The 24402-nt window shown below is 45.5% G+C and carries 14 protein-coding genes; 5 read left to right on the top strand and 9 right to left on the bottom strand.

The genetic code is table 11. The features are described 5' to 3' along the window. Positions 1–120: 120 nt before the first annotated feature. Both HPC41_RS07265 and HPC41_RS07270 read left to right on the top strand, forming a co-directional pair. Positions 121–999: a helix-turn-helix domain-containing protein gene (locus HPC41_RS07265; protein ID WP_172393369.1), complete on the top strand. Its 879-nt coding sequence runs from the start codon at positions 121–123 to the stop codon at positions 997–999. A 68-nt stretch (positions 1000–1067) separates the two neighbouring features. Continuing rightward, the gene (locus tag HPC41_RS07270; RefSeq protein ID WP_172393370.1) at positions 1068–2219 is read left to right on the top strand and encodes an iron-containing alcohol dehydrogenase; all 1152 of its coding nucleotides are present in this window, start codon (positions 1068–1070) and stop codon (positions 2217–2219) included. A 251-nt stretch (positions 2220–2470) separates the two neighbouring features. Here the strand turns inward: HPC41_RS07270 and HPC41_RS07275 are convergent, their stop codons facing one another. The 3 genes from HPC41_RS07275 to HPC41_RS07285 are packed head-to-tail and all read right to left on the bottom strand — an operon-like array spanning position 2471 to position 9565. Further along, complete coding sequence (locus HPC41_RS07275) at positions 2471–4894, bottom strand: glycoside hydrolase family 127 protein (RefSeq protein WP_172393371.1); 2424 nt, start codon at positions 4892–4894, stop codon at positions 2471–2473. Between the two features lie 32 nt (positions 4895–4926). Further along, the gene (locus HPC41_RS07280) at positions 4927–6555 is read right to left on the bottom strand and encodes a RagB/SusD family nutrient uptake outer membrane protein (RefSeq protein ID WP_172393372.1); all 1629 of its coding nucleotides are present in this window, start codon (positions 6553–6555) and stop codon (positions 4927–4929) included. A 19-nt stretch (positions 6556–6574) separates the two neighbouring features. Continuing rightward, positions 6575–9565, bottom strand: a complete 2991-nt coding sequence (locus HPC41_RS07285; protein WP_172393373.1) for a SusC/RagA family TonB-linked outer membrane protein — start codon at positions 9563–9565, stop codon at positions 6575–6577. A 562-nt stretch (positions 9566–10127) separates the two neighbouring features. On the opposite strand from HPC41_RS07285, the gene HPC41_RS07290 reads away from it, so the two are divergent. The 3 genes from HPC41_RS07290 (at position 10128) to HPC41_RS07300 (ending at position 17300) form a co-directional block, all read left to right on the top strand. Further along, entirely contained in the window at positions 10128–13418 is a 3291-nt protein-coding gene (locus tag HPC41_RS07290) for a SusC/RagA family TonB-linked outer membrane protein (RefSeq protein ID WP_172393374.1), read from the top strand. A 21-nt stretch (positions 13419–13439) separates the two neighbouring features. After that, positions 13440–15701 carry a RagB/SusD family nutrient uptake outer membrane protein gene (locus HPC41_RS07295; protein WP_216660687.1) on the top strand — a complete coding sequence of 754 codons (2262 nt, stop codon included), beginning with the start codon at positions 13440–13442 and terminating at the stop codon, positions 15699–15701. A 93-nt stretch (positions 15702–15794) separates the two neighbouring features. Next, positions 15795–17300, top strand: a complete 1506-nt coding sequence (locus tag HPC41_RS07300; protein ID WP_172393375.1) for a sulfatase — start codon at positions 15795–15797, stop codon at positions 17298–17300. Positions 17301–17504: 204 nt separating this feature from the next. Here the strand turns inward: HPC41_RS07300 and HPC41_RS07305 are convergent, their stop codons facing one another. From HPC41_RS07305 to HPC41_RS07330, 6 genes are all read right to left on the bottom strand, one after another. Beyond that, positions 17505–18386 carry a glycerophosphodiester phosphodiesterase family protein gene (locus tag HPC41_RS07305; protein WP_172393376.1) on the bottom strand — a complete coding sequence of 294 codons (882 nt, stop codon included), beginning with the start codon at positions 18384–18386 and terminating at the stop codon, positions 17505–17507. 117 nt (positions 18387–18503) lie between these two features. Then, entirely contained in the window at positions 18504–19100 is a 597-nt protein-coding gene (locus HPC41_RS07310) for a histidine phosphatase family protein (protein ID WP_172393377.1), read from the bottom strand. Position 19101: 1 nt separating this feature from the next. Beyond that, entirely contained in the window at positions 19102–20535 is a 1434-nt protein-coding gene (locus HPC41_RS07315) for an FGGY-family carbohydrate kinase (protein WP_172393378.1), read from the bottom strand. Next, the gene (locus tag HPC41_RS07320) at positions 20536–21981 is read right to left on the bottom strand and encodes an FGGY family carbohydrate kinase (RefSeq protein ID WP_172393379.1); all 1446 of its coding nucleotides are present in this window, start codon (positions 21979–21981) and stop codon (positions 20536–20538) included. A 3-nt stretch (positions 21982–21984) separates the two neighbouring features. Next, positions 21985–22992 carry an NAD(P)-dependent oxidoreductase gene (locus HPC41_RS07325; RefSeq protein WP_172393380.1) on the bottom strand — a complete coding sequence of 336 codons (1008 nt, stop codon included), beginning with the start codon at positions 22990–22992 and terminating at the stop codon, positions 21985–21987. Positions 22993–23015: 23 nt separating this feature from the next. Next, the gene (locus HPC41_RS07330) at positions 23016–24254 is read right to left on the bottom strand and encodes an MFS transporter (RefSeq protein ID WP_216660688.1); all 1239 of its coding nucleotides are present in this window, start codon (positions 24252–24254) and stop codon (positions 23016–23018) included. Positions 24255–24402 lie beyond the last annotated feature (148 nt).

The following is a 24402-nucleotide window of genomic DNA, read 5'->3' on the forward strand; positions in this document are numbered from 1 at the left end:
GCCATTACGAAAGTCGCTGAATCATACTATTCATTGCGTCAATGTAAGACTTGCCAAAAAATCGAGAACTCTTAGTGTAAATGGCTAACTTTGCGTTTCTTTTTAGCTAACGGAAATTAGATGATGGAACGACTACACCTTAAAAAGCAGATCAACAAAATAGAAGACAAAAAACTATCTTTCCGTGTGTTTGACCTTGACGCCGAGCATTTACAGGCTTACACGGCGCCACACCAAAAAGACCATTTTTGCATCTTCGTGGTCCTAGAAGGAGAACTACAACTACAGATCGAAGACCGTCAATACATCCTGAACAACAGCCGGATATCGGTCGTCTTCCCGGATCAGGTGCATGCCGTACAGGCTTTTTCTGATCAGGTAACCGGCAAAATTATCTTATTTGAGGAGGTATTATTCTGTTCGGACATCCTCAAAAATGAATTGAGCCCCTATAATATCAACCTGTCGACCCAACTAAACAATACGGTTTTGTCAACCGCCGAATTTGCCGAGAGTATCCATACGATCAAGCTTATACAGGATATTTATCAAAATCCAAGTCTGGTCAGGAAAGAAGAAGCGCGATTCTATATCAAGATATTTTTGCTCAAACTCATTGAATCCGTACACGGTCAGCATCCTGTTTTGGGGACTAAAACAGCAGACCAAAGCTTGTATATCGAATTCAAAAAACTACTCAACGAAAATTACAAAGAAGAGCGCTCAGTACAATACTATGCCGATCAGCTTCATATTACGCCCAAAAAGCTCAACGCCATTACCAAAAAACATTGTGGGGATACGGCGATCAACACCATCCACAACCGGATTATGACCGAAATCAAGCGGCAGCTCATGTTTGCAGACATCACACACAAAGAGATTGCCTTTGACCTGGGATTTAACTCTCCAGCAGCCCTGAACAAATTTGTGAAAGCTAAGCTCAATGAAACACCGACCCAGCTTCAAAACGAGTTGGCTCAAATGTATAACACGTAGTCCTGTTTGTGTAATAATGGAGGCCCATTGCCGCGTTATCTTTGAAGCATTAAATAAAAGATACAACAATGAGCAAATTATTTATTGCAGGAGAAGTATTCCACGGCGCGGGAAGCCTTGAAGAACTGAAGAATATTAAAGGTAAGAAAGCTTTTATCGTGACAGGGGGAAATTCGATGCGTCAAAGCGGAACTTTGGATAGATCAATTGCATTTTTACAGGAAGCAGGTCTTGAAACGTTTGTTTTCGATGGCGTAGAGGAAGATCCATCATCGGCGACAAGTTTCAGGGGTGCTGCAGCGATGCGTGAATTTCAGCCCGACTGGATCGTAGGCCTTGGCGGTTGCTCAGCTATTGATGCTGCTAAGATGATGTGGGTATTCTACGAATATCCAGAGGCCGATTTCGATGCCTTGGTCAAACCTTTTACAGTACCTACCTTGCGCAACAAAGCGAAATTTATCGCCATCCCATCCACCAGTGGAACCGGTACCGAGACTACCGGTCTGGCGGTCATCACTGACCGGGAAAAAGGTGTCAAATACCCTATTGTTTCGTACGAACTGACACCCGATATCGCTATTGTAGACGGCGAAGTCTGTGCGTCCATGCCGGCCCATATCACTTCAAATACAGGTTTAGATGCGCTGACACACTGCGTAGAAGCCTACGTATCCAACATTGACGACAATTATGCCGATGTATTGGCAAAAGGTGGTCTAGAAATAGTGTTCAATAATTTAAAAGAAGCGGTCAATAATCCGACAAATATCACCGCCCGTCAAAACATGCACGACGCATCCTTCATGGCAGGATTGGCATTTAACAATGCCTGGTTAGGTATTGTGCACTCCCTATCGCATCAGGTCGGCGCGCTGTATGGTATTCCTCATGGTGCTGCAAATGCCATTTTCTTACCCAATGTGATCCGTTATAACGCCAAGGTTTCCACGCGTTTTCCTGATTTAGCGAAAGTGATCGGTAAAGAAACGGCTGAAGAGCTGGCACAGGCTATTGAGCGTTTACGTGCTGAGGTAAACAATATTTCGTCCATCAAAGAATTTGGAATTTCCAGGGAAGATTGGGATAAAAACATCGACTACATTACAAATAACGCCTTGCTCGATCCATGTACAGGATTCAACCCTCGTGTACCGGTCTTGCAAGACCTTAAAGACATCTATAACGCCTGTTACGACGGTGTTGTCTTTAACGGTTAATCACAATTAAGCGTTTGTGCAAGCTGGAATTTCGATCGGACCACCAGCTCATTGGAGTCCAGTTCAGCAGCCAAACTTTAAAGCGCACGAACGTAGTCGTGCGCTTTATCCAATGTAGTTAACCAACTTGCAATTTATCTCAAAAAAAATCTATTGAAAACACGATACATTTCATAAGAGCTTTTGGCGATAAAATAGCTAAAATAAGCTAGCGGCCGGTGATCCCAGGCCACAAGTGTCCATGTAATCGATTACTTTACCTCAAATTCATATATTCCTGCCGAAAAGTCTTTGCCCATCTGAAATTTTAACCGGACTTTTTGTGCAGAAACGGTTTCAAAAGTAACCGTATTGGTCTTGTCTTGTTCAAGCGTGTATGCTGTTGTATTTTTTACTTCGGCCCAATTGCCATTTAGATCGAGATATTCTATACGCCAACTATCTGGAACTCTGCTCCCGCCCCAAGGTCGGTCATCCCACCAATAGACACTTGCCTGGGAAATCTGCATTGGTTTTTCAAACTCATAAGCTATCCATTCCTGCGTGCCTTTCGCTGGCCATAATGCATAAAAGGAGACATCACGGTCCGAAGAGCTCTTAGGCCAATAGCCATCGTTCACTTTCGCCAATGAAGCATTTACACCCTTGGAAGAGGTTACTTTTGCGCGCGTCGAATTTGTCATAGCAGGCAATGGTTTTGTATATTCCACCGTTCTGGGAATCCAGACTTCCATCTCACCAGCACCACGGTTGGCCCAGGCATAGTAGGGAATTGCCGTCAGCTTTTTGTCCTTTTCTACTATATTATTCTGCCCGTCCCGAGCGGTACTTTTACCTTCCATTGCCAGGCTAACAATACCATTAAGTTTATCGGGCTGATAGCTGCTCTTAACCAGCACATCATCGGTAAGCACGGCATTCGAGACTTTACCATCGTTGTCTGCCCATTCCAAGCAGTATACAATTGGCCCCCGTTCCAACGCCACCTTTCCTTTATCATCTTTCACCTGATCATGCGCAATCGTACGTTTTACGTCCATTGGGAATACGATATCGATGCGATCACCTTTTTTCCATTGACGGCTTAAAGTGGCATAACCGTTTGCCCTGACGGTATATTCAATCGGCTTACCGTTTATCTGGATCTCCACTTCTTTTCTTTCGGGCTTAACATAGGTATAGAGGTCACTCGGAACCGGACGTTCCAAAGCCCAGCCCGGTATCCTTACCAAAACGTCAAATGCCGCAGTTTTTTCCGGAGTAACACTGATTGTCGTATTGCCTTCCCAGGGATAATTCGATTTCTGTGAAAGGTGGACCTTATTCTTGGGCAGGTCGATTGTCGTTTCGCTTTCCACAAAAAGATTGACATAGATTTCATTGTCCTTGTGCGCATAGGTATATCCTGGTATTGAAGGTATAAAACGACATACATTACTCGGACAACATGCACAGCCGAACCACTCGGCACGTGTATGCTGCCCCTCAGATGCCAAGGGGTTTGGATAGAAGAAACGGTCCCCTGAGAGCCCCACACCTGAGAGTACACCATTGTACAAGGTACGTTCGATTACATCATAATATTTCGAATCACCATGCATCAAGAATTGGCGATGGTTCCAATACACATTGCCAATGGCCGCACAGGTCTCACAATAAGCTGACATATTCGGTAGTTCATAGTTATCACCGAACGCCTCTCCATGTCCCCGTGCGCCGATTCCGCCGGTAACATAGTACTTTTTATCAACCACGTTGTTCCATATCTTATCAATTGCATTTAGGTAGGCCTTGTTGCCGGTAAGTGCTGCGACATCGGCCATACCCGAATACATATAAACTGCGCGTACGGCATGCCCCACAGCTTCGTCTTGTTCGATGACCGGTTTATGGCTCTGCGCATATTCACCCCGAACACCCTTTCCTTTCAAGTCAAGAAAATATTTCGCCAGATCAAGATATTCCTTTTTTCCGGTCACACGATACATCTTTGCCAAGCCCATTTCTACGATCTGATGCCCGGGTTCATATTTCAATCCACCCAGCAAAAAGTCCTTTACCAAGAGATCGGCATTCTTAATGGCTATTTCCAATAATGTACGCTTTCCAGTAGCCAAATAATGCGCTACAGCAGCCTCATATAAATGTCCTGAATTGTATAGCTCGTGGCTCAGATCAGGATCTTTCTCCCAGCGATTCTCTCCAGTCCATGGATGTAGCTTTCCAGGCTCGGCAGCTGTACGCGCGGTATACAGGTAACCGTCAGGTTCCTGCGCCTTTCCTATAAAATAGATCAGTGAATCCATCTGCTTTTCCAATTCCCCACTCGGATTGGTCTGTATCGAATAGGCCATTCCTTCTATTATTTTATAAATATCTGTATCGTCAAAGGTATATTCTGTATTGAAATATCCCTTCATCAGGCCGCCAGCTTTCTTGAAGTTATCGACCCTTCCGGTGGAGTAACACTGCTGGAGTGCGATGGGGATCGTCACCTGCTGGTTGATCTTGAGTCTAGGTGCCCAAAATTTATCGGTAAACTTTACATCCACAAAAGAAACAGGTTCGATTGGGTAATCGTATTGTTTAGCCTCTTTAGTCTGCGCCTGACCTTCGGCAAAAAATGCAGTCGCCAATAGCGAAATCAGTACTGCATAGCATGTTAGTCTTTTCATCTTAACGTTCATTTTCCGTTTCACCTTTATTACTAATATCCAGGATTTTGAGCCAAGTTTGAATTGGTGTTCAAAGCCGGCCGTGGAATTGGGAACAAGTTGCGCGTTGCATTCTTGGTTGCCTTATGTGAGAGCCACGATTTCGTGCTGAAAACGCCAAAACGGATCAGGTCTGTGCGCCGGTGTGCTTCCTGGTCGAATTCCCAGCCCAATTCATCCAAAAATCGGCCATATTTGATATCGGCTCCGCCCTCCTTGGTACTTCCATCACTGTCACGCTGACCGTAATCATAGATGCTGCCCCCCTGTAGCTGGCTTCCCGTAACAATTGCTTTGGCAGGCTGATCGGGAAAAGCCCGCTGCCTTACTGTCGTTACAATCTGCGCAGCTTCATCGGGCTTACCGGACCGCAAGAGCGCCTCAGCTTTCATCATCAAAACCTCAGCATACCGAACAATCGGATAGTCATTACTGAGTTGTACCGCCGCTCCCTGCTTTATTTCAAATTTTCCCAAACGGAAACCGTGGATGGTTTCCGACGCATCAATCGAAGGAACCTCATTGATCAGATTCAAAGGTTTGTCCTTGTATGCGCCGAGCCCTACGACGAGTGCTTGTCCCGAAGAAGAATATTGCTGCCCTTGGATCCAGTTACGCTGATTCCGACTATCATCTTTATCAAAAGAACGAATAAACTGCGGTATCGCGCACATACCGCCCCATGGTGCCGAGAGTAGGTTGTAAGTCGCCTGACTTTCCGAAGGAAGTGACTGCATATGAAGGTCAAATGCATTCCAGTTGTTCGTATAATTTTCATCCAACGGCAGGGCAAACACGATTTCTTTCGAATTCTGGTTTTCGGTGACAAATACGTTCTTTTGGTTATTTTCCAGTATATATCCTGCACCCGAGTTGATAATTGCATCACAGGTAGCAATTACTTTCTGCCACTGTGCCGTGCCACTATACACCTCGGCATTCAGGTACACACGTGCCAATAACGCATTTGCTGCCCATTTATTCAATTTACCATATGTACTTTTGTCATTCTTTTCGCTCAGCAAGCTGCTATTGGATTCGATTTCATTGACAACAAAATCATACACCTCCTTACGGGAATTTTGTTTCGGAAGAAAGCCTTCGGGAAGGTCAAACTGCGTTACAATCGGGACATTGCCAAAGGCGTCGCATAAAATCGCATAATAAGCTGCCCGGAGGACTTTCAGTTCTGCAATGACAGCCTCCTTATTTTCCGCTACGGGAATCATACCGGATTCGATCTGGTAAATGATTCGGTTACAGTTTGTAATTCCGGCAAACGTTCTGTTCCAAGTTTGCACCACTATGCCTTCATCAGCAGTCCAAGTATGTTGATGGATACGTTTATATACTCCGCCATCGACCCATCCATTCGGTCTTGCCGGAATGACTTCCTGGTCACCGCTGAGTTCCTGGGCCCGCCATAAGCCATCCCAATCGAGTAGCAAAAAGCGCCAGTTGGAATATGCTGTTCCCAAAAGTGAGGCCAGGTCATCTTGTGTCGGCTGGAATTTATTGGAGATAATAGTTGTATAGGAATCATCTTTTAATTTTGTACAGCTGCTGACCGAAAGAAAAGCACAGCCGACAAATAAGATCTTTGCTAAATTATTTCTTTTCATAATTGACATCTTTAAAGAATTAAAAACTAACGTTAACACCAAAAGTAAAAGTGCGTGTTGTTGGGTATTTATCCCGGTCATCATTACCCGGCGACAATCCCAAGCGATTTACTTCAGGATCGATGCCCTTGTATCCTGTGATGACAAAAGTATTCAGCGAACTTGCATAGATACGGGCATTATTCAACCACTTGCTTTTCATATTTCGGAAAGTATACCCCAGGGTAATATTGTCTATCTTCCAATGGTCTCCATTTTCAATGTAATAACTATTGAACTCAAGCGGTGCCGTTAATTTTGCTTTACCAAATACCAAATCCTCTGATGATGCCAAGCGGTTATAATTCTGCAGGCTAGGATTTTCTAGATACATACGTTGGAAATTAAGAATTTGATAGTCAAATGCACCCCGCATGGTGACGGAGAGGTCAATATTTTTATAGCGGAAATTGTTGTTCCAGCCCGCATAGTATCTTGGCAGGCCGTTTCCGAGTACTTTTTTATCCTCGAAGGTGTGTCCAAAATCGTTGTATGCTACGCGTGCACCATCGGCACCTTCATAGATCCATTTTCCGCTGTCGTCGACATCTACGACCTTAAATCCGTAGAAATCACCGATCTGCTGACCGATATAGACAATATTCGTGAAGGTCTGTATCGGTTCGCCCGTACCGCCCGTTGTAAAGTAATCATTTGTCGTTTGGTATAATTCATTGGACAGGCTTTTCAGCTTATTGGTATTTGTCGAAAACAGCAAGCTGGTATTCCATTCAAAATTGGGTTTGCGCACCGGCGCTATATTGAGCAGCACCTCTATACCGTTGTTGCGCATGGTTCCAACATTCGCCCTTGTTGTCGTAACCAAGTTTGGGGGACTCGGTACTTGATAATCATATAACAGGCCTTTAATATCCCGGATATAATAATCAACGTTACCGCTTACAAGACCTTTTAACAGGCTGAAGTCGAGTCCAAAATTACTTTCCCGTTTTTCTTCCCATCGAATATTGGGATTCGGGTTGGAGGTTGGGCCAAGCGATTGTACCCAATGTCCGTTGGAATAAATATATCCACCGTATCCCAATTGTGCCTGTCCCAAAAAGAGGTTAGACGGTGGATTTCCCGTTACACCATATCCGACACGCAATTTTAAGTCATCAAAGACTGTTTGATCTGCCATAAAGGATTCGTTGGAGATCCGCCAGCCCCCAGAAATGGCCGAAAATGTACCCCATGGACTTTTTGCACCCACGAGTTGGCTTGCCCCTTCATGACGGACACTTGCCAATAACAGGTAGCGATCGTCGTAGCTATAGGTCAGCCGGCCGAAAAAGCTGATTAGATTCGTCTCAAATTTATCGCTACCGATGGCACCCTTACCATCTTTTATTGCATTACCTAACCCAATATTATTGTAACCAAATACATCGGTCGGGAAATCCCAATTTTGGATAAAACTGCTCGAATTTTCATTTTCCTGGTAACCATAACCAGCCAAAATACTGCCGCGATGCTTTCCGATCGTCTTGGTATATTCTGCTGTAAGCTCCATCAGGCGATCGATGATCAATCTATTCCCAAGCGCCGCATAACCATTCCGACTATCCCTTAAATTGGAAATATGGTTTTTGGTCTCGGAATAGCCAGCCGTGATGTTATTTCTCGAGTACGAAAAGAGCGAACTCAACTTCAGATCAGCAATTGGATTATAGGTGATCGTACCAGCCATCCTTGAATTTACGCTACGGGTCTGGCCGTCACTCTCATAAAGACGAGCAAGGGGGTTTTCGTAGTTGAAATTACTAGGCTGTTCAAACCAGTCCCCCTTGTCATTGTATACAGGCGATGTTGGATTGAATATCAGTGCCTGCCTATAGGTATATCCATTAAACGTTCCCCCATCTTGTGTCTGCGTAAAGCTATTGGTCTGATTGAGCAGGCTTAGATTGAATTTAAGCTTATTGTCCAGCATCGAATGGTTGACATCAATTCTTCCGCTGAATGTTTCATTATCGGAGCGTTTCAGAATTCCTTCCAGATACCGGTAATTCGCTGATGCCAGGTAATTTGTTTTACTGCTTCCGCCACGAAATGTCAAATTATGGATATGCGTCAAAGGGGTCTGTGAAATTTCTTTTAACCAGTCGGTATCCGAACCTAGATCCCATGATGCATCACGGGTACCTTCTTTGATCTGCCTCCGGTAGTCGGTAGCCGTGAGGAGCTGAGGCTGGCGCAAAATAGACTGTGTACTCGCCGAACCGGCATAGTCGATGACATTTGTTTCCTGGCCTTTTGCCCTTTTTGTTGTAATGATAATGACGCCATTGGTACCCCGGACCCCATAGATGGCCGCTGCCGAACCATCTTTCAGTACATCGATGGATTCAATATCTTCGGGGGCTACGGTATTTAATGTTCCTGGGATTCCATCAATAATCACTAATGGGTCGCTATTTGCACCAAACAATGTTGTATTTCCGCGTAGTAGGATCTGGCTTCCACCCGTCGGGTTTCCACTTGTTGTCCCTACGCTTAATCCGGCCACTTTACCCTGCAACAACTGGCCGGCATCCTGAACAGGAGCTTTTACAAAATTTTCGGATGTCACCGTCGCAACCGAACTCGTTAAATCTCCTTTTCGCTGTTGGCCATACCCGATAACCACCACTTCGGAGAGCTGTTCGTTGTTAGGAATTAATTTGATCACAAGATTGGATCTTCCTCCAACGCCTACTTTTTGCGTATCGTAGCCGATAAAACTAAATGTCAATGTGTCTGCAGCAGCAGATGGAATGGTAAACTCCCCATCATTGCCCGTGACAGCACCCTTGGCTGTGGTCTTCGAATAGATCGTAACCCCAGACAAAGGCTTGCCATTTTGGCCTTCTACCCTACCTTTCAATGCCACTTGCACCTGCGCATACCCTGGGCAAGGTAACAGTGCCGTGGATAAAACGATCAATCCGCACCAATTGATCCGTTTCTTCGTTAAATTAATTGATCTCATAAAAAGTTTATTTATAAGGTGTAGCTACCAAAGTTCCATTTTAAATGTCAAAACAACACTTATTAGCTTAAAAAAAATTGTCTTTAGCTCAAACTGAATATAAACATCGTGGCTGCTTTAGTTTACACCATTGGTTATGTAAATCGAAAATAAGAATAAATTAAATGTAAAACAAACATTTAATTTATTCTACGCGTCTTAGCCTAATACTTAGGCCGAAATGCGGCAAACGAGGGGCTTAGCAAGCTTTAATTTGCTGTTTATGCTGTAAACTAAAAAAATCTACAAAAACACTAGACTTTATTCTTTACTATTTTTATATTTGTTCATCGTTTCTCAATTGGCGTTGGTCACGTTGTTATTTTTTAAATGTAATTTTCACAATTAAATTTCTATGAGCAAGTATTATTTTAGACAAACAATCTCTCCTAAAAACAGTCCCCTGTTGAATCCATTATTTTTCAAGGAAAAACGAATGTGCATGGCGTGATACACGTGCACAATAGCTGAATAGCTATTGCTTTTTTAGCATTCAACATCAACCTAATCAACTGTTTTAATCATGAACATAAACAATTGGAAACGATTGTCTGTGGCACTATTTGCCTCATTTCAGGCCAATATCGTACTCGCACAGCAGCCCGTTTCACCCATTATCAATGCAGATCTTATTGGTACGCTGCTCGATGCACGAACCAATAAACCCATCGCTGGGGCAACAGTGCAACTAGATGCTGTCACACATCGTGTACAGAGCGATACCTGGGGGCGCTTTTCATTCCGAACCGGCCAAAAATTGCCTTTTAAAATTATTGTGAGCCATCTGGGCTACCGCTCGGATACCTTAATTGTACAGCGCTCACCCGTGGAAATCAAATTGCAGCCCAATGACCGGCAGCTCGACGAGATTGTTGTCGTCGGATATGGAACGACAAAAAAGGGCGATATTACTGGCGCATTGTCCCAGATCAAGGGGCAGGACCTCAATGACCGGCCAATAGCGAATATCGTCCAGGGCATACAGGGCAAAGCGAGTGGCGTGGACATTACCTCAAATAACCGTCCTGGTGGCGTAGGCACGATACGCATCCGTGGTAACCGCTCCATAAATGCCTCCAATGAGCCACTTTATGTAGTTGACGGAATTCCGATATCCGCAAGCGAAGCATCTATTATCAACCCAAAAGATATTGCCTCGATTGAAATTCTGAAAGACGCCTCAGCAACAGCAATCTACGGATCACGCGGTGCAAATGGCGTGATCCTGGTCTCTCTTTTGGAAGGAAAAAAGGGGCAGGTATCTGTGCAATATAACGGATCATTGTCTCTCGATCAGATTCATTCGACGACGGACTGGATGGATTCAAAAGCACTTTTGGACTGGCAACGGCAGAGTCACATCAATGGAGGTACCTATACCGGAAAATACGGTACAGCACCCGATCCAGATTTCGATATTCAAAATTTTGGTGGCGGCGAAACCTACGGTATTGAATCCATCCGTAAGGCCTATAGCTGGGGAGGAGACGGCAACGTACTGCTGCGTGATGCTACTGCAGAAGAGATTGCACGTGGATACGCACAGCAAGTGCCCGTATATAACGGCAACAACCTCCTCAATCAGGATTGGACAGATTTGGTGACACGCCTTGCAAAAACCAATAACCACAGCATCTCGCTCTCTTCGGGTAATGAAAAATCCAGCCTTTACCTGTCTGCGGGGCTACTCGATCAACAGGGCGCCATGATCGATCAGGATTATAAGCGGTATACCACGACATTAAAAGGCGATGTTTCGCCCCGAAAATGGCTGAAGCTGGGCATATCAATGATCGGCAGTTATTCCGTCCAAAATTATGGCATGGCTGACAACAGCTCCAATACGGGTGGAAAAGATTCCTACGGCCAGGCCCTGGCGCTCATGCCCTATGCACCGGCCTATGATGAGAACGGCCTTTTGTTGAATACCAACCGCACGGGTCTGTCGGCGCATAATGTACTTCTGAATATTGAAAATAGTAAAAATGAAAATACGCAATACAGTGTGCTCTCCAATGCTTTTGCGCAGCTCAATTTTACACCTTGGTTAAAATACCAGCTCAAATTTGGGGTGCAGTATACGGGAACGGAAAAAGGCTCGTTCTATGGCGCCGATTATACAAACCCCTTCTCTGCGGTGGGGACAGCTCCATTGATTGGCTACAATTCCCACAACAAACGATTATCTTGGGTATTTGAGAATATGCTGACCTTCGATAAGAAATGGGACGATCATTCCCTGAAAGTGGATGCCTTGCAGTCTTCACAGGAAAATAGATCCAATGGTATTAATATCCGGGCGCAGGATATTACCTTTCCTTCTTCGCTGTGGTACAATCTGAGTGCCAATGACCTCGGAATCCCCATGAGCTACGGGACGTCCTTTAGTAAATCTACCTTGCTATCTTATATGTTAAGGGCTAATTATGCCTTGAAAAATAAATACCTACTGACGGCCACGGGACGTTGGGATGGGGCATCGGTACTGGCTCAGGGGCATAAGTTTGACTTCTTCCCCTCCCTGGCCCTGGGCTATAAGCTGGAAGAAGAACCTTGGTTAAAACAGGTGGACTGGGTTGATCAGTTCAAGCTCCGCTATGGTATCGGTGTAACGGGAAATTCTTCTGTATCGCCCTACACCACCTCAGGGACAATCGCTGGTGCAGCCTATGTTTTTGACGAAACGCAGGTGCCGGGCTACAAATCATCGTCCATGCCAAACGCAGCGCTCGGTTGGGAAAAAACAGTACAGCATAATATCGGGCTGGATTTCGCATTTCTGAACAACAGCATATCAGGTGCTGTAGAATGGTATAGGGCAAATACCAAAGACCTTCTGCTCAATCGATCCATTCCTCCTGTACTGGGTTACAACAGCATATTGGGCAATATTGGAAAAACAAGCAACAGCGGGCTAGAAATCTCTGTTTCGACAAAGAATATCGACCGACCGGATTTCTCCTGGAATACAACCTTGACCTGGAGCAGAAACCGGGAGAAGATCGTCGAATTGGTCGACGGTAAGGTAGACGATGTGGCCAACGGCTGGTTTATCGGGCAGCCTATAGCCGTATTTAGGGATTATGTTTATGACCGATTGTGGCAACAGACAGCCGAAGATGAGCGGCTGATCGAACTTTACCGAAAAATTGGAAATATCACGGCTTTACCCGGGCAGGTAAAAATCAAAGATCAGCAACTTGTGGAAGTACAGCCCGGTACGGACGGTGCAAAATCGGTCACCCTGGCATCTGGTGAAACGGTCACCTATCTCGACAATGGTTTTGGAACCATCAACGACAGTGACAAGGAGATCTTGGGCAGCAATAGACCCAAATGGACCGGCGGGATTGTCAACGCTTTCCGATACAAAAACTGGGACCTCTCCTTCTTTATCTATGCACGGATCGGTAGCCGCTACTATGGCGCGCTACAGACCTATGGCCGCCGTACGGAAACAGCTGTCTGGAGCCCTGAAAATACCGCAGCGGCATTTCCGCAGCAGACAACAGCGACTTTTACAAACTACAATGCGACACGCAATTACACGAGTGGCAGTCTCGTGTCGTTGCGCTATATCTCCTTGGGTTACACGTTTAAACAACCTGTACTCGATCGACTTAATATCGGCAGCCTACAGGTTTATGCGCAGGTCCTCAACCCCGTCATCTGGGGTGGCGAAGCGGTAAAAATTGGCCTTAATCCGGATGATGTCAATGGCTGGGATAGTGCCGCCGCAGCGCAGAGCGGTGGACAGACTGCCAACAGCATCTTATTGCGCAGTGCCGTTCTCGGGTTGAGAATCGGTCTTTAAATTACTTAGCACCAACGAAACATGAGACTTGGAAAATATAATAGAAAAACGGTCGCCCTTTGGGCAATAGCAATACTATCGACGGGATCGGGATTAAGTTCATGCAAAGACTTTCTCCAAGAGGAGATGGTCTCCACGATTACACAGGATTATTTTGAATCCGAAAAGGGATTAGATGAACTTGTCGTCGCAAATTATAGCATCTTGCGGTGGAAATATGGATTTATGGAAGGTCCTTTCCTTTTTGAAACCGGCAATGATATCACTGAACCACTGGATAACGCCTGGGCCACCTTCAGTCCCGCAGTATGGTCGCCATCAGGAGCTGCCGGTGAATATGCCAACAATCTGATCGGCTATTATCAGACCCAGCTACTGGGTGCTTACCCGATTATTAATGATTGCAACAAAGCCATCGAAATCATCACCGAACGGGCTCCGGGCAAGTACGCAAATGATGCAGCTTATGCCAACCAAAAGCTTGCTGAGATCTATTTTCTACGGGCCTATGCTTATTATTTACTGGTCACGCAATTGGGGGATGTCCCTTTTCCACTCAAAAGCAACAACAGCCTACCGGCTAATTTTTATCTGCCGAAAACAAATTCGGCGACCATCTATGCCCGATTAATTGCTGATCTACGCTTTGCGGAGCCGTATTTACCTGCTGCCGGACAGACACAGCGCGGTCGCATTACCCGCAACGCGGCCCTGCATTTCCTGGCCAAGCTTTACCTGCAGCGCCATCAGGCCGCGCCCTTTAAATCATACCGCAATGCCGACGGAACGATCGATCCCACAAGTCCCAATGCGTACCAAGGACTATTGTACAAGGGCGAGGGAACGGCAGATTTGGATTCCGCCATTTATTATTCCACTCAGGTAATCAATTCCGGGATCAGCCTTGCCTCAAATTATTGGGACCTTTTTGCCATTGAGAAAGGCAATTGGAGCAACGAAACGAATTCCGAAATTATTCTGCAGGCCTCCTATGGTAATAATTTGGAGAATGGTCGCTACGGCATGCGTACCAACGCCGCCTTTACCGCCGATTACCGCAACTCGGCCTGGAATATCCCAAGCTGGACCTGGTCTTACGGACTGCTAAAAGGTCAGGGATTCCTGCCTTCGGACTGGGGATATGATGTATTTACCGATAAACTGAACGATTCCCGTTTTGAAAAATCCTTCCAGCTCGAATATGAGAGTGCCGCCTTCGATAATGCTTCCCAATCGGACGGTCCCGGCCTGGCTTATACGGATGCAAAAAATGCTTCCCTGGCCTGGCAAACAAATGAAGCCGATTTCTTTAATGACAATATCAAGCCGAACTATAAACGTCCATCATGGAATGGCCGGAATGCCGTGGCCGGACAGCGGAAAATTGGGAAAGCTGACCTGGGACTTGTTTTCCTGGAAAACAGCAAGGAAACGGCCATTGATATCGCTGAGGCTCTCGCACAGCCCTATGTGCTCTATCCGCGGTGGATCAAGGACAATGGAAAATACTATTACCGGAAGACCGGTGCAGATCGTTACAGTGGGAATGCTGGACTGCTCCTGAGCCGAAAGGTACGCCCCTCTTCACGTAAGTTTATCGATCCAAACCGCAGTACCGTCGACAACCATTTCGGCACACGTGACGTGGCCATCTTCCGGCTTGCCGAAACCTACTTGATCCGGGCAGAAGCCTATGGCCGGAAAGGAGATTATGCAAAAGCTATCGCCGATATCAATATCTTACGCAACCGCGCCGCCTATAAAGCTGGCGAAAATCGCGCCGAGGTATTGGCCCGCTTATACCCTGGTGCCGAATCATTGCGTGCCGAAGAGCGCTCCTACCCCTATCCTTCGTCGACAGCTACATTTGATAAAATTAGAGTCGATGCTTCCTATTGGGATGGTAGTTCGGCTAAAGCCAAGGCCGAGCAGTATCCGCCCGAGGCAAATTCCGAGTTGAAACGTTTTGTGCATTTTATCTATAATGAGTATTCCCGGGAGTTCAATACAGAGCAGATCGTATACGAGGGGATACACCACGCAGGTATACAGCTGGAGCGGATGTTGCATCACGCGCAACTGGCCTCTGGCCGTACTGGCAGCTGGTCCAGATCGGATAATCCATCAGGTGTAAATGGCCAGGATGGAAATGGCAAAGGAACCTTTTCAGCAACGCATACGTTCAAACCCTTTCCGCAATCTTTTATCAGCATGCTAACAGACAAGGATGGCGTACTACTTGATGAAACAGCCCGCCGATCCTATCAAAATCCCGGGTATTAGCCCTAAAAAATGAATTAAATAGTATCTTTCGTTTACCAAGCGCATGTACCGTCCTATTGCTGGCCGGTTGGCGATAACAACCAATACATCACAATGAAAAAATATTATTACCTGTTGCTTTGCTTCCTGAATGCTGCGCTATGTTTGCGAGGACAATCGCAAGACAAACGATTAGCAGATTCAGCCCCAAAAAAATATAATGTACTGTTTCTGATTTCAGATGACCTGCGAACAGATATGGGCATATATGGACATCCTTTGGCACAGACACCCAACTTAGATCGCCTAGCAGCGAAGGGCGTATGGTTCAAAAATGCGTATTGTCAATATCCATTATGCAATCCCTCCAGGTCATCCCTGTTAACTGGAAAACGCCCGACAACAAGTGGCCTTTACGGAAATAGAGAATGGTTTAACGCGTCTTTCCCGGATTGGATCAGCCTCCCTAAATATTTTAAGCAAAACGGGTACACCACGATCCGAAGCGGTAAGGTCTTCCATGGCGGCATAGATGACACAGAGGCCTGGGATATTGGCGGAGAAAAGCGCCAATACGGTACCGTGGTTAATGGCGCTCCCCCAGCAGCAGTGGATTCACAATCTTACTGGCAAGAATATACCAATTCGCCAGCCCGTATCGACCCCTATGCCGCATCGACAGCATCAGACAAATGGGCGGCCTTAACGGGCGAAGAGGCAATGCAAATAGGTGATACGAAAGTAGCAGACCGGGCCATCCAAAATTTAGAAAACCTTAAGCAAACGGGGCAGCCATTCTTTTTGGCCTGCGGTTTTTCAAAACCACATACCCCGTTTGTAGCCCCACAGGAATTCTTTGATCTATATGATCTGGACAGTATCGCCCTGCCGCCTGATTTTTCATCGATGCCCGGCATACCCGTGGGATTTCCTGCCGGGTCCATTCGCCGGAGAAACGCTGATTTCTTTGTCAACCGGACAGCATCGCCACAGGAAGCCAAAGAATACATTAGAGCTTATCTTGCCTGCATCAGTTATATGGACTGGAATGTGGGTCGGGTGCTAAAGAAGCTGGAGGAATCCGGATTAAAGGAAAATACCATCGTGGTCTTCTGGAGCGATCATGGCTATCAACTGGGTGAAAAAGGAAAGTGGTCCAAAGCCGGTTCATTGTGGGAACAGGGTACCCGTGTACCCTTTATTATCTACGATCCACGTGCTGAAGGCAATGGGCAGCCATCGCCACGGGTAGTGGAACTGCTGGATATTTACCCAACCTTAGTCGACCTCTGTGGACTACCCGGTTACGGGGGCTTAGAAGGGAAAAGTTTAAAACCATTGCTATACCAGCCTGATCAAACTTGGGAAAGGCCCGCATATACCGTTTGGAGCGAAAACGGGAAAGGTGTGACGGGAATTACCGTTCGTACGGAAAAATGGCGGTATGCAGAATTTTTCGGACATGGTGCCGGGAAATCGCTTACAGATGCCCTTACCGATCCCCATCAAATGATTAACCTTGCAAACGATCGCCACTATGCAGACATTGTCGACTATTTCCACCGCCTGGTTATGCAGCAGGTAAACGGAAAGGTAGAGCTCCCCCCTACGGATAAATAACATCTCTTTTTATAGGATTACAAAGGGTATTCATGCAATAGGAATACCCTTTGTTATTCATACCCTTTGTTATTAAAGCCAAGCCTTTTGTTACTTCTCTGGGCCTTTAGGTCGCCAGCTTCGGAGTAGCCTACTTGCCGCAAAGCTTAGGATGGCGCCCAGCGTAGCTTCAGCACGATCTGTAATGCAACAGATTATGGCAATTTATTTCTGCCCAATAGCACGACTCACGTCTATGGGTAAATCAGACTCTAAAATAGAAGCTCCGTCTTCGAATACAGCGCTATATTTCTCGTAACGTTGCTCTTTTTCTGCAAGTTTATCGTAGCTAGGCGCAGTTGATATCATGCACATCACCCCTTTGTTGTTAAAAAAACGATACATTTCTTGATTTGCTGGCACAATTTCAGCACCGATATAAACAATCATCCGGTCGTAGGGTAGCCCCGAGGATTCAAATTTAGCTAAAGCTGCCCTGTCTTTAATATGCATGGACAAATACTGATCTTTATTTTGATCAAGGTAATATTTCGCCTGTTCGACATTATGCACCGTCACCCAGACCCAGGCACACGCATTATTTTGCCGTATGATTTCAGCAGTCTTAGCCAATGGCAAGTCTTTCTTATCCAGATTGAGTATGGTCTTACCTTTGGCCCAATCGATCACTTCCTGAAGTGTATTGATTCCATACGGGGTCACCTTGCCCGTCTTGTCCCGCAACCTCAATTTCTGAAGTTCGGCCCAAGTATAATCAGCAACTTTGCCAACTCCGTTTGTTGTCCGCTCCAACGTTGCATCATGCATCAGTATGGCAACACTGTCCTTTGTGTAACGCGGATCTATTTCGAAAATAGCAGGCGTTTTTTTCAGCACTGCTTCAAATGCCGGGATCGAATTTTCAGGCAGTCCATTTTCGATCGTACCACGATGGCCGCTTATTATCTTTTTACCAGGTGAATAGCGAAAATATGCACGCATCGCTTTACAGGTTTTAAAGTCAAGCGTATGAAGCTCCTGCGCCTGCAGTGCCCCCAATGCCATCGTACTAGCTAACAAACTGATAAAAAAACCTATTTTTCTCATCACTAACTTATTTTTAACGGTTAAAAATTTGTGTATATATCGCTTCACAGCAAGAGCCTGCGCTATGAATGAATACGTTGTGCTCCTTAATAAACAATTGATCCATTCAAAAAAAGTTCAGGCATTCAATTTTAATAAATTAAAACCAGCCACTTTATCTAAAGTAAATAGTGTCAAAGCAGAATTCTCCTGGACAATTCGTCGGTAGTTAGCCAGCGGCATCCCGAGCTGATAGGCTAAAAACAGCCGATTGATTCCATTATGACCAACGATCAAAACAGTTTTACCATCGTAGCGCTGTAGGATATCATCATAAAAACTTTTGACACGATCGATCACCTGGCGTCCGGTCTCTCCTACTCTTCCTGCTGCATAATTCTCTGGTGACTGCAACCAATTGTCCCAAGCCTGAGGATCCTCGGCAATAAAATCAGACGAACACTTTCCTTCCCATTGTCCAAAATCAATTTCGATCAATCTATTGTCCACCTGTAATTCATGTGCCGCTCCCGATGCAATCTCAGCGGTCTGACGGGCGCGGATCAGTGGAGAACAGAAGACCCCTTCAAAATTATATCCTTCCAATAGATGCCGCATACGCCTGGCCTGATCTACTCCTTTACCAGTCAGCGCGATATCCGTACGTCCACAATACCGATTTCCATTGGCATTATACGCCGTTTCGCCGTGTCTTAAAAGTATAATCGTTACCATCTTAAATATAGCCTAATTGTTTGAGTTTATATTTGAACTGTTGATATTGTCCTTCATAGGAATCGGCTAATTCCATATCGGGAAAGACCTGCATTTCTTTATGGGTCATTTTTGAAGCAGCTTCTTCCAAAGAACCATAATAGCTGTATGATGCGGCCATAATTGCCGCCCCCAGTGCACCGGTTGCCTCCTTACATTTGAAAATCGGCACGTTCAGCACGGCGCTCCTGATCCTCAACCAGACCTTGCTATTACTTCCACCTCCGGCGGTAAATACGGCATTGACTTTTTCACCGGACAGTTCCTCAATAATCTCATAGGCTAACCGCTCAATAAAAGCTACCCCTTCTAAATTGGCTGCAAACAGGAGTTCCCGGGAGACAGATTCGGGTTCAAAACCACGAGCCTGAGCTGCCATAATAGGATAGCGCTCCCCCTTATGTTTGAGCGGCCAGGCTAACAGCCCCGTAGGAATCAATGCGGGTACCTGTTCGGTCAATTCCTGAAAATCAGCCTGAAAATCCAGGCTAATCCAGTCCGCCCCTGTATTGCTCGCCCCGCCGGGCATCCAGTGCCCCTCAGGATGGCGATGGCTATATAACCTCCCCAAGGGATCAATGACTTGTGATTTGGTCACCCCTTTGATGACTAAAGTAGTACCAATCGTCGTGTTCCACTCTCCAGGATTTACGGCTCCTGACGCCATCTGAGTCGCACAGCCATCCGTCATTCCGACAACCACATCAATACGCGGTAGCTGCCAAGCCCTTGCCAGGTCCGCACTCAATTTACCGATGATTGTACCGGACGGGACAACCTGTTGTAACCATTCAGGCTTCATACCCAATACATCAACAATATAAGAAGGCCATTCCAAGGCATTCAGGTCGTATCCGCTCTTGAGCACATTGGTGTAGTCAGTCATGTGATAATTCCCCGACAGCTTACCTACGATATAATCCGAGGCATGGATCCATAAAGCGATATCTTTTACTTTATCGGGATAATGCTCTACATACCACAGCATTTTGCTCATTCCACTCGAGGAATTGAATCCGGTATAACCATGTTGTACATGGTCTTTTGCCGCTTGCATACAACGCTCCCCTTGCTTTACAGACCGGCCATCGCTGTACATGATCGCATCGTGAAGCGGAAGGTTATTTCGATCAAGAGGTATAACCGTTCCCGAAGTCGACGTTACAGAAATTGCCCGAATGGCCTCTTTATCGATCGCCTGTGGCAATCCCGCCAAAATTTTGGTAATAATAGCGGCACAGTCACGCCACCATATAGCAGGGGACTGCTCTTCTCTAAACCGCTCATCGAGATCGAATTTCACCGATTCTGACCCCATTATATTTCCGAGCTGATCGACCAACACGGCACGTGCACCCTGTGTGCCAACATCCAATCCAAAGAAATAGGTATCCATCTATGAGGTCACTTGCTTAAATGTTCTGCGTGCATTTTTCCACTCCAAATACAATTGCTCAAATTGTTCGTGATTTTGGGGTTCGACTTCGTCCAACAGCACAGGTTCAAAATTTTCCAAACCAAGTGCTTCGTTACAGACAAGGACTCCGCCCAAAACGGATGCTTGCCGAAAGGTATCCCTGATCTTGATGCTTTTGCCAAATAAATTAGCGATAAATTGTCGTAATTTCCGGCTTTCCATACCACCACCACAGGCCCAGATATAGCTTTCATTGTGCGGCGATACAGCACATAAAAACTTATAATTCTCATAAATGCTACATGCTATATCCCAAAGGATAGCAAAAACAAAACTACCTCTGGTCAATTGATGAGAGACCGGGGCATTAAAAATAAATCCCCCTTTGGTAAGCGGTTTGTCCTCGTCTGCGATAAGCGACCCCAGTGAAGCCACACACTGCGAGTAGGTCACTTTTTCCAGTTCTTTTTCGATGATATCATAGCCTTCGTTTGGATAGAAGATCTCCTTCAGACGTTGGTAATTGAGCCCCGTCACACCAGCATTGGCTTCTAGGATAAACTCATCGGCTTCAACATGGCGGCTGGTCCAAGTACGCCGATCCGAATCCAAAACATAATCCTCAACAATCTTGATAATAGGTGTTGTTGTACCCGAAACGATCACAACGTCGTTAGCTGATGGCGCAATACTTTTGATGGCCAGTTGCGTATCGCCGCCACCAACAATCACCTTAGCCCCAGCATTGATCCCCATTTTTACGGCGAGATCGGGTAGAATATCCCCCAAAATGGAACCCGCTTCTTTCAACGGCGGAACAATGGCAGTAGGCAAATTAAACTGCGCAAATAACTCCTGGCTCCAATTTTTTCTGGCAACATCATACAATAAAGTTTCGGAAGCTTGCGAATGCTCATAACCGCAAATTCCTGAAAATTTATATTGAACCCAGTCGCTAATACTCATAAAGCAAGCGATATCATTAAAGATAGCGGGATATACCTCGCGAAGACCGACCAATTTGAATGCCGAAAAAAGAGAAGTTGGGTATCTGCCGGTTATTTGATACACCTGAGCTTTAGCTGCCAGTTCGTTCTCCCATGCCCTTCCCCGATGATCTATATTCGGCATCCCCAAAACCGAGTTTCCGTCTTTGTCCATAATGACGATACCCTCGCGCTGACTGGTTGCCGTGATCGCTTCAATTTGTACCGAACCGGCTTCTGCCATCGCTTCAGCAGACAGACGAAGAATTTCCGCCCAGAGATTATTGGGGTCAAAGTAAATAGATTCTTCGTAACGATTGTCAGATTCATACTGTACATTTTCCCGTTTTATGCTCAATAACTCACCCGCAGGGGATGCTACGCCGACACGCGCATTCCCCGTACCGATATCTACAATCAAATATGCTTTTTTTATCACCTTTTATACATTTAAGTTTTCTAGTACAGCTTTATTTACCAATTGACGAATCGTCTTATTTCCATTCACAAAATACTCCTTCAGGTTATTGTTCATAATAAATGCATGATGGTCCTCTACTTCGTGCGTAGCGCCGGCAATATGCGGTGTGGCAATGACATTTTTGTGGAGGATCATTTTATAGTCAATCTCATCTGGAGGTTCATGATAAAATACATCGAGCACAGCACCACGGATCTGTCCGGCCTCCAATAGCATAAGTAAGTCTTCACGATTGACCACCGTAGCCCGGGCTGTATTAACAAAAATAGCCTCTTTTTTCAATAAAGAAAGATATTTTGCATCAATCATACCTACGGTCTCCGGAGTTACGGGTAGGTGTATCCCTACAACATCGCAAGAAGAAAAAAGTTCGGTTAATTCCACCTTCTTATACGCGGTATTCTCATCCGTATAATAGGGATCGAAGTAATAAATTTCACTGGGAAAACTGCTCAACATGCGTGCGATATGCTGGCCCACAGCACCAAAACCAACCATTCCCACTTTCTTTCCAGCAAGTTCATTTCCTTTAAATTGCAGATAGGAAGTATGTGCACCCACGCCCCAATTTTTATTTTCCAGCCAGTCAACAGCTGGGAGCGTATTACGCATCAGCGTAATCACATTGGCGATAAACATTTCAGCGACAGCCTGCGCATTGCGGGCCGGCGTATTAAAAACAGGAATCCCCAGTTTGGTGGCTACAGGTAAATCAATATTGGACGGTGTGCCGCGGCAAATACCGACAAACTTTAACGAAGGATTCGCATGAAGCACCTCCGCAGTAATTTCGTCATGTTCAGCGATCAAGGCCTCCGCTCCCGTGTCCCGCAAGAGATCAATGAGCTCCGCTGGGTTATAGGCTCTGCCATGTGGTTTCCATGGCCGATAAATAACTTCGCCAACCAAACCTTCCAATTCTCCGAATGCCTTCTCATTCTCATAGGGAGCCGTCAATAATACTTTCATAGTTTTCGTTCTTCTATTTAATTTTATATATTTCTATCAATTTTAATTGAATGCTGCTCAGGCAGTCTGATTAAGGCAGTCAAGAAAGCGCTCAACAAATAAAGGACCGCCAGTATCCAAACTACACCCTCACTTCCCAGCGTACCGATGCACAGCCCAACCAGAACCGGACCTACAAATACAGGCAGGCCAGCCCCGAGATTGAGAATCGCCATTGCCGACCCCTTCTCCTCTTTGACCAAAGAAGGCACTAGCGCCGACAGTGGGACGTACCCTGCGAGCAAAGCACCCCATAGTACGCCTGCTGCCAATACAGCCCAATAATTACCGCCAAACCAAGCCGGAGAATAATAAAACAGCAGTGTTGCAACCGCACAGCCTACCCCTCCAAACCACATAATGGTGTTACGCCAGCCAAGCCGATCTCCAACAAATCCAAATAGGAGGTTAAAGACGATATTGCTGGTAAAAATGGTACCCCAAATCTGCAACCAAGCTTTGGTCTCAAAACCATATTGGGCCATATACATGGGCAGAAAGACCGGAAAAGCAAACTGTGCCGTGGTATTGATCACCCTTACGATTCCGCCCAACAAGACCTTAGGCTCGCGCCTAACAATGGTCAGTCCTTTCAGCATATCTTTTAATTTCGATTGCCCGGCATGAGGGATCGCAAATCGGTCACGGTTTAAAACCAAGGCGAAAAAAGCGCCGATCAAGACCCATAACAACGAGGACCACAGCGTATTCTGGTAGCCCATGTACTCTAAGGCCCAGCTTGAATAATAAGCACCGAGTACGTTCAATCCCCCCGTAAAAACAAACCAAAACCAGCCCACAGCACGCCCTAACATCGATTGAGGTGTACGATAGGTAATCCAGACCATAAAGGAATAAGCAAACAAGGGATAACCGAAACCACGAATGGCATAAAATAACAGCATGAAAGTAAAATCAAGCTTTTGCATCCCAAGTCCGACAAAACCGATTGTACCGATCATATAAAGCAGTAAGCCCATGACCATGGATCTGCGCGGGCCGTAATTTTCGGCAAGTACACCCGAAAACCAAGAAGAGATGGCAATTGTCACTCCATAAACCGTAAATAAACTAGCTGACTGCTGTATATTCATTCCATGCGCTATTAGATAGGGACTCAACCAGCCCTGTTCAACACCATCGCCCATCATAAAAAGGAGGATACCCAGATAACCCCATTTTAAATTTGAAGGAATTCCCCATTTCCCAAGTATGTGTACCATAATTTAGTTTTTTTGAATATTGGTTACTTTACAGCACTAAATTAACAAAATAAAACAAAATAAAATATAAAATAACATTAAATAAAAAATTATTAAACAAAAAAAAGCAATATTAAACATATTGCTTTTTAAAAATTGCTGTGCCTAT

Source organism: Sphingobacterium prati (assembly GCF_013167215.1).
Taxonomy (GTDB): Bacteria; Bacteroidota; Bacteroidia; order Sphingobacteriales; family Sphingobacteriaceae; genus Sphingobacterium; species Sphingobacterium prati.

What these genes read in the sequence shown, in the direction of transcription:
- HPC41_RS07275 (WP_172393371.1), bottom strand. Translation starts at nt 4,894, where the DNA reads ATGAAAAGACTAACATGCTATGCAGTACTGATTTCGCTATTGGCGACT.
- HPC41_RS07300 (WP_172393375.1), top strand. Translation starts at nt 15,795, where the DNA reads ATGAAAAAATATTATTACCTGTTGCTTTGCTTCCTGAATGCTGCGCTA.
- HPC41_RS07285 (WP_172393373.1), bottom strand. Translation starts at nt 9,565, where the DNA reads ATGAGATCAATTAATTTAACGAAGAAACGGATCAATTGGTGCGGATTG.
- HPC41_RS07290 (WP_172393374.1), top strand. Translation starts at nt 10,128, where the DNA reads ATGAACATAAACAATTGGAAACGATTGTCTGTGGCACTATTTGCCTCA.
- HPC41_RS07330 (WP_216660688.1), bottom strand. Translation starts at nt 24,254, where the DNA reads ATGGTACACATACTTGGGAAATGGGGAATTCCTTCAAATTTAAAATGG.
- HPC41_RS07265 (WP_172393369.1), top strand. Translation starts at nt 121, where the DNA reads ATGATGGAACGACTACACCTTAAAAAGCAGATCAACAAAATAGAAGAC.
- HPC41_RS07325 (WP_172393380.1), bottom strand. Translation starts at nt 22,992, where the DNA reads ATGAAAGTATTATTGACGGCTCCCTATGAGAATGAGAAGGCATTCGGA.
- HPC41_RS07270 (WP_172393370.1), top strand. Translation starts at nt 1,068, where the DNA reads ATGAGCAAATTATTTATTGCAGGAGAAGTATTCCACGGCGCGGGAAGC.
- HPC41_RS07295 (WP_216660687.1), top strand. Translation starts at nt 13,440, where the DNA reads ATGAGACTTGGAAAATATAATAGAAAAACGGTCGCCCTTTGGGCAATA.
- HPC41_RS07315 (WP_172393378.1), bottom strand. Translation starts at nt 20,535, where the DNA reads ATGGATACCTATTTCTTTGGATTGGATGTTGGCACACAGGGTGCACGT.
- HPC41_RS07310 (WP_172393377.1), bottom strand. Translation starts at nt 19,100, where the DNA reads ATGGTAACGATTATACTTTTAAGACACGGCGAAACGGCGTATAATGCC.
- HPC41_RS07305 (WP_172393376.1), bottom strand. Translation starts at nt 18,386, where the DNA reads ATGAGAAAAATAGGTTTTTTTATCAGTTTGTTAGCTAGTACGATGGCA.
- HPC41_RS07280 (WP_172393372.1), bottom strand. Translation starts at nt 6,555, where the DNA reads ATGAAAAGAAATAATTTAGCAAAGATCTTATTTGTCGGCTGTGCTTTT.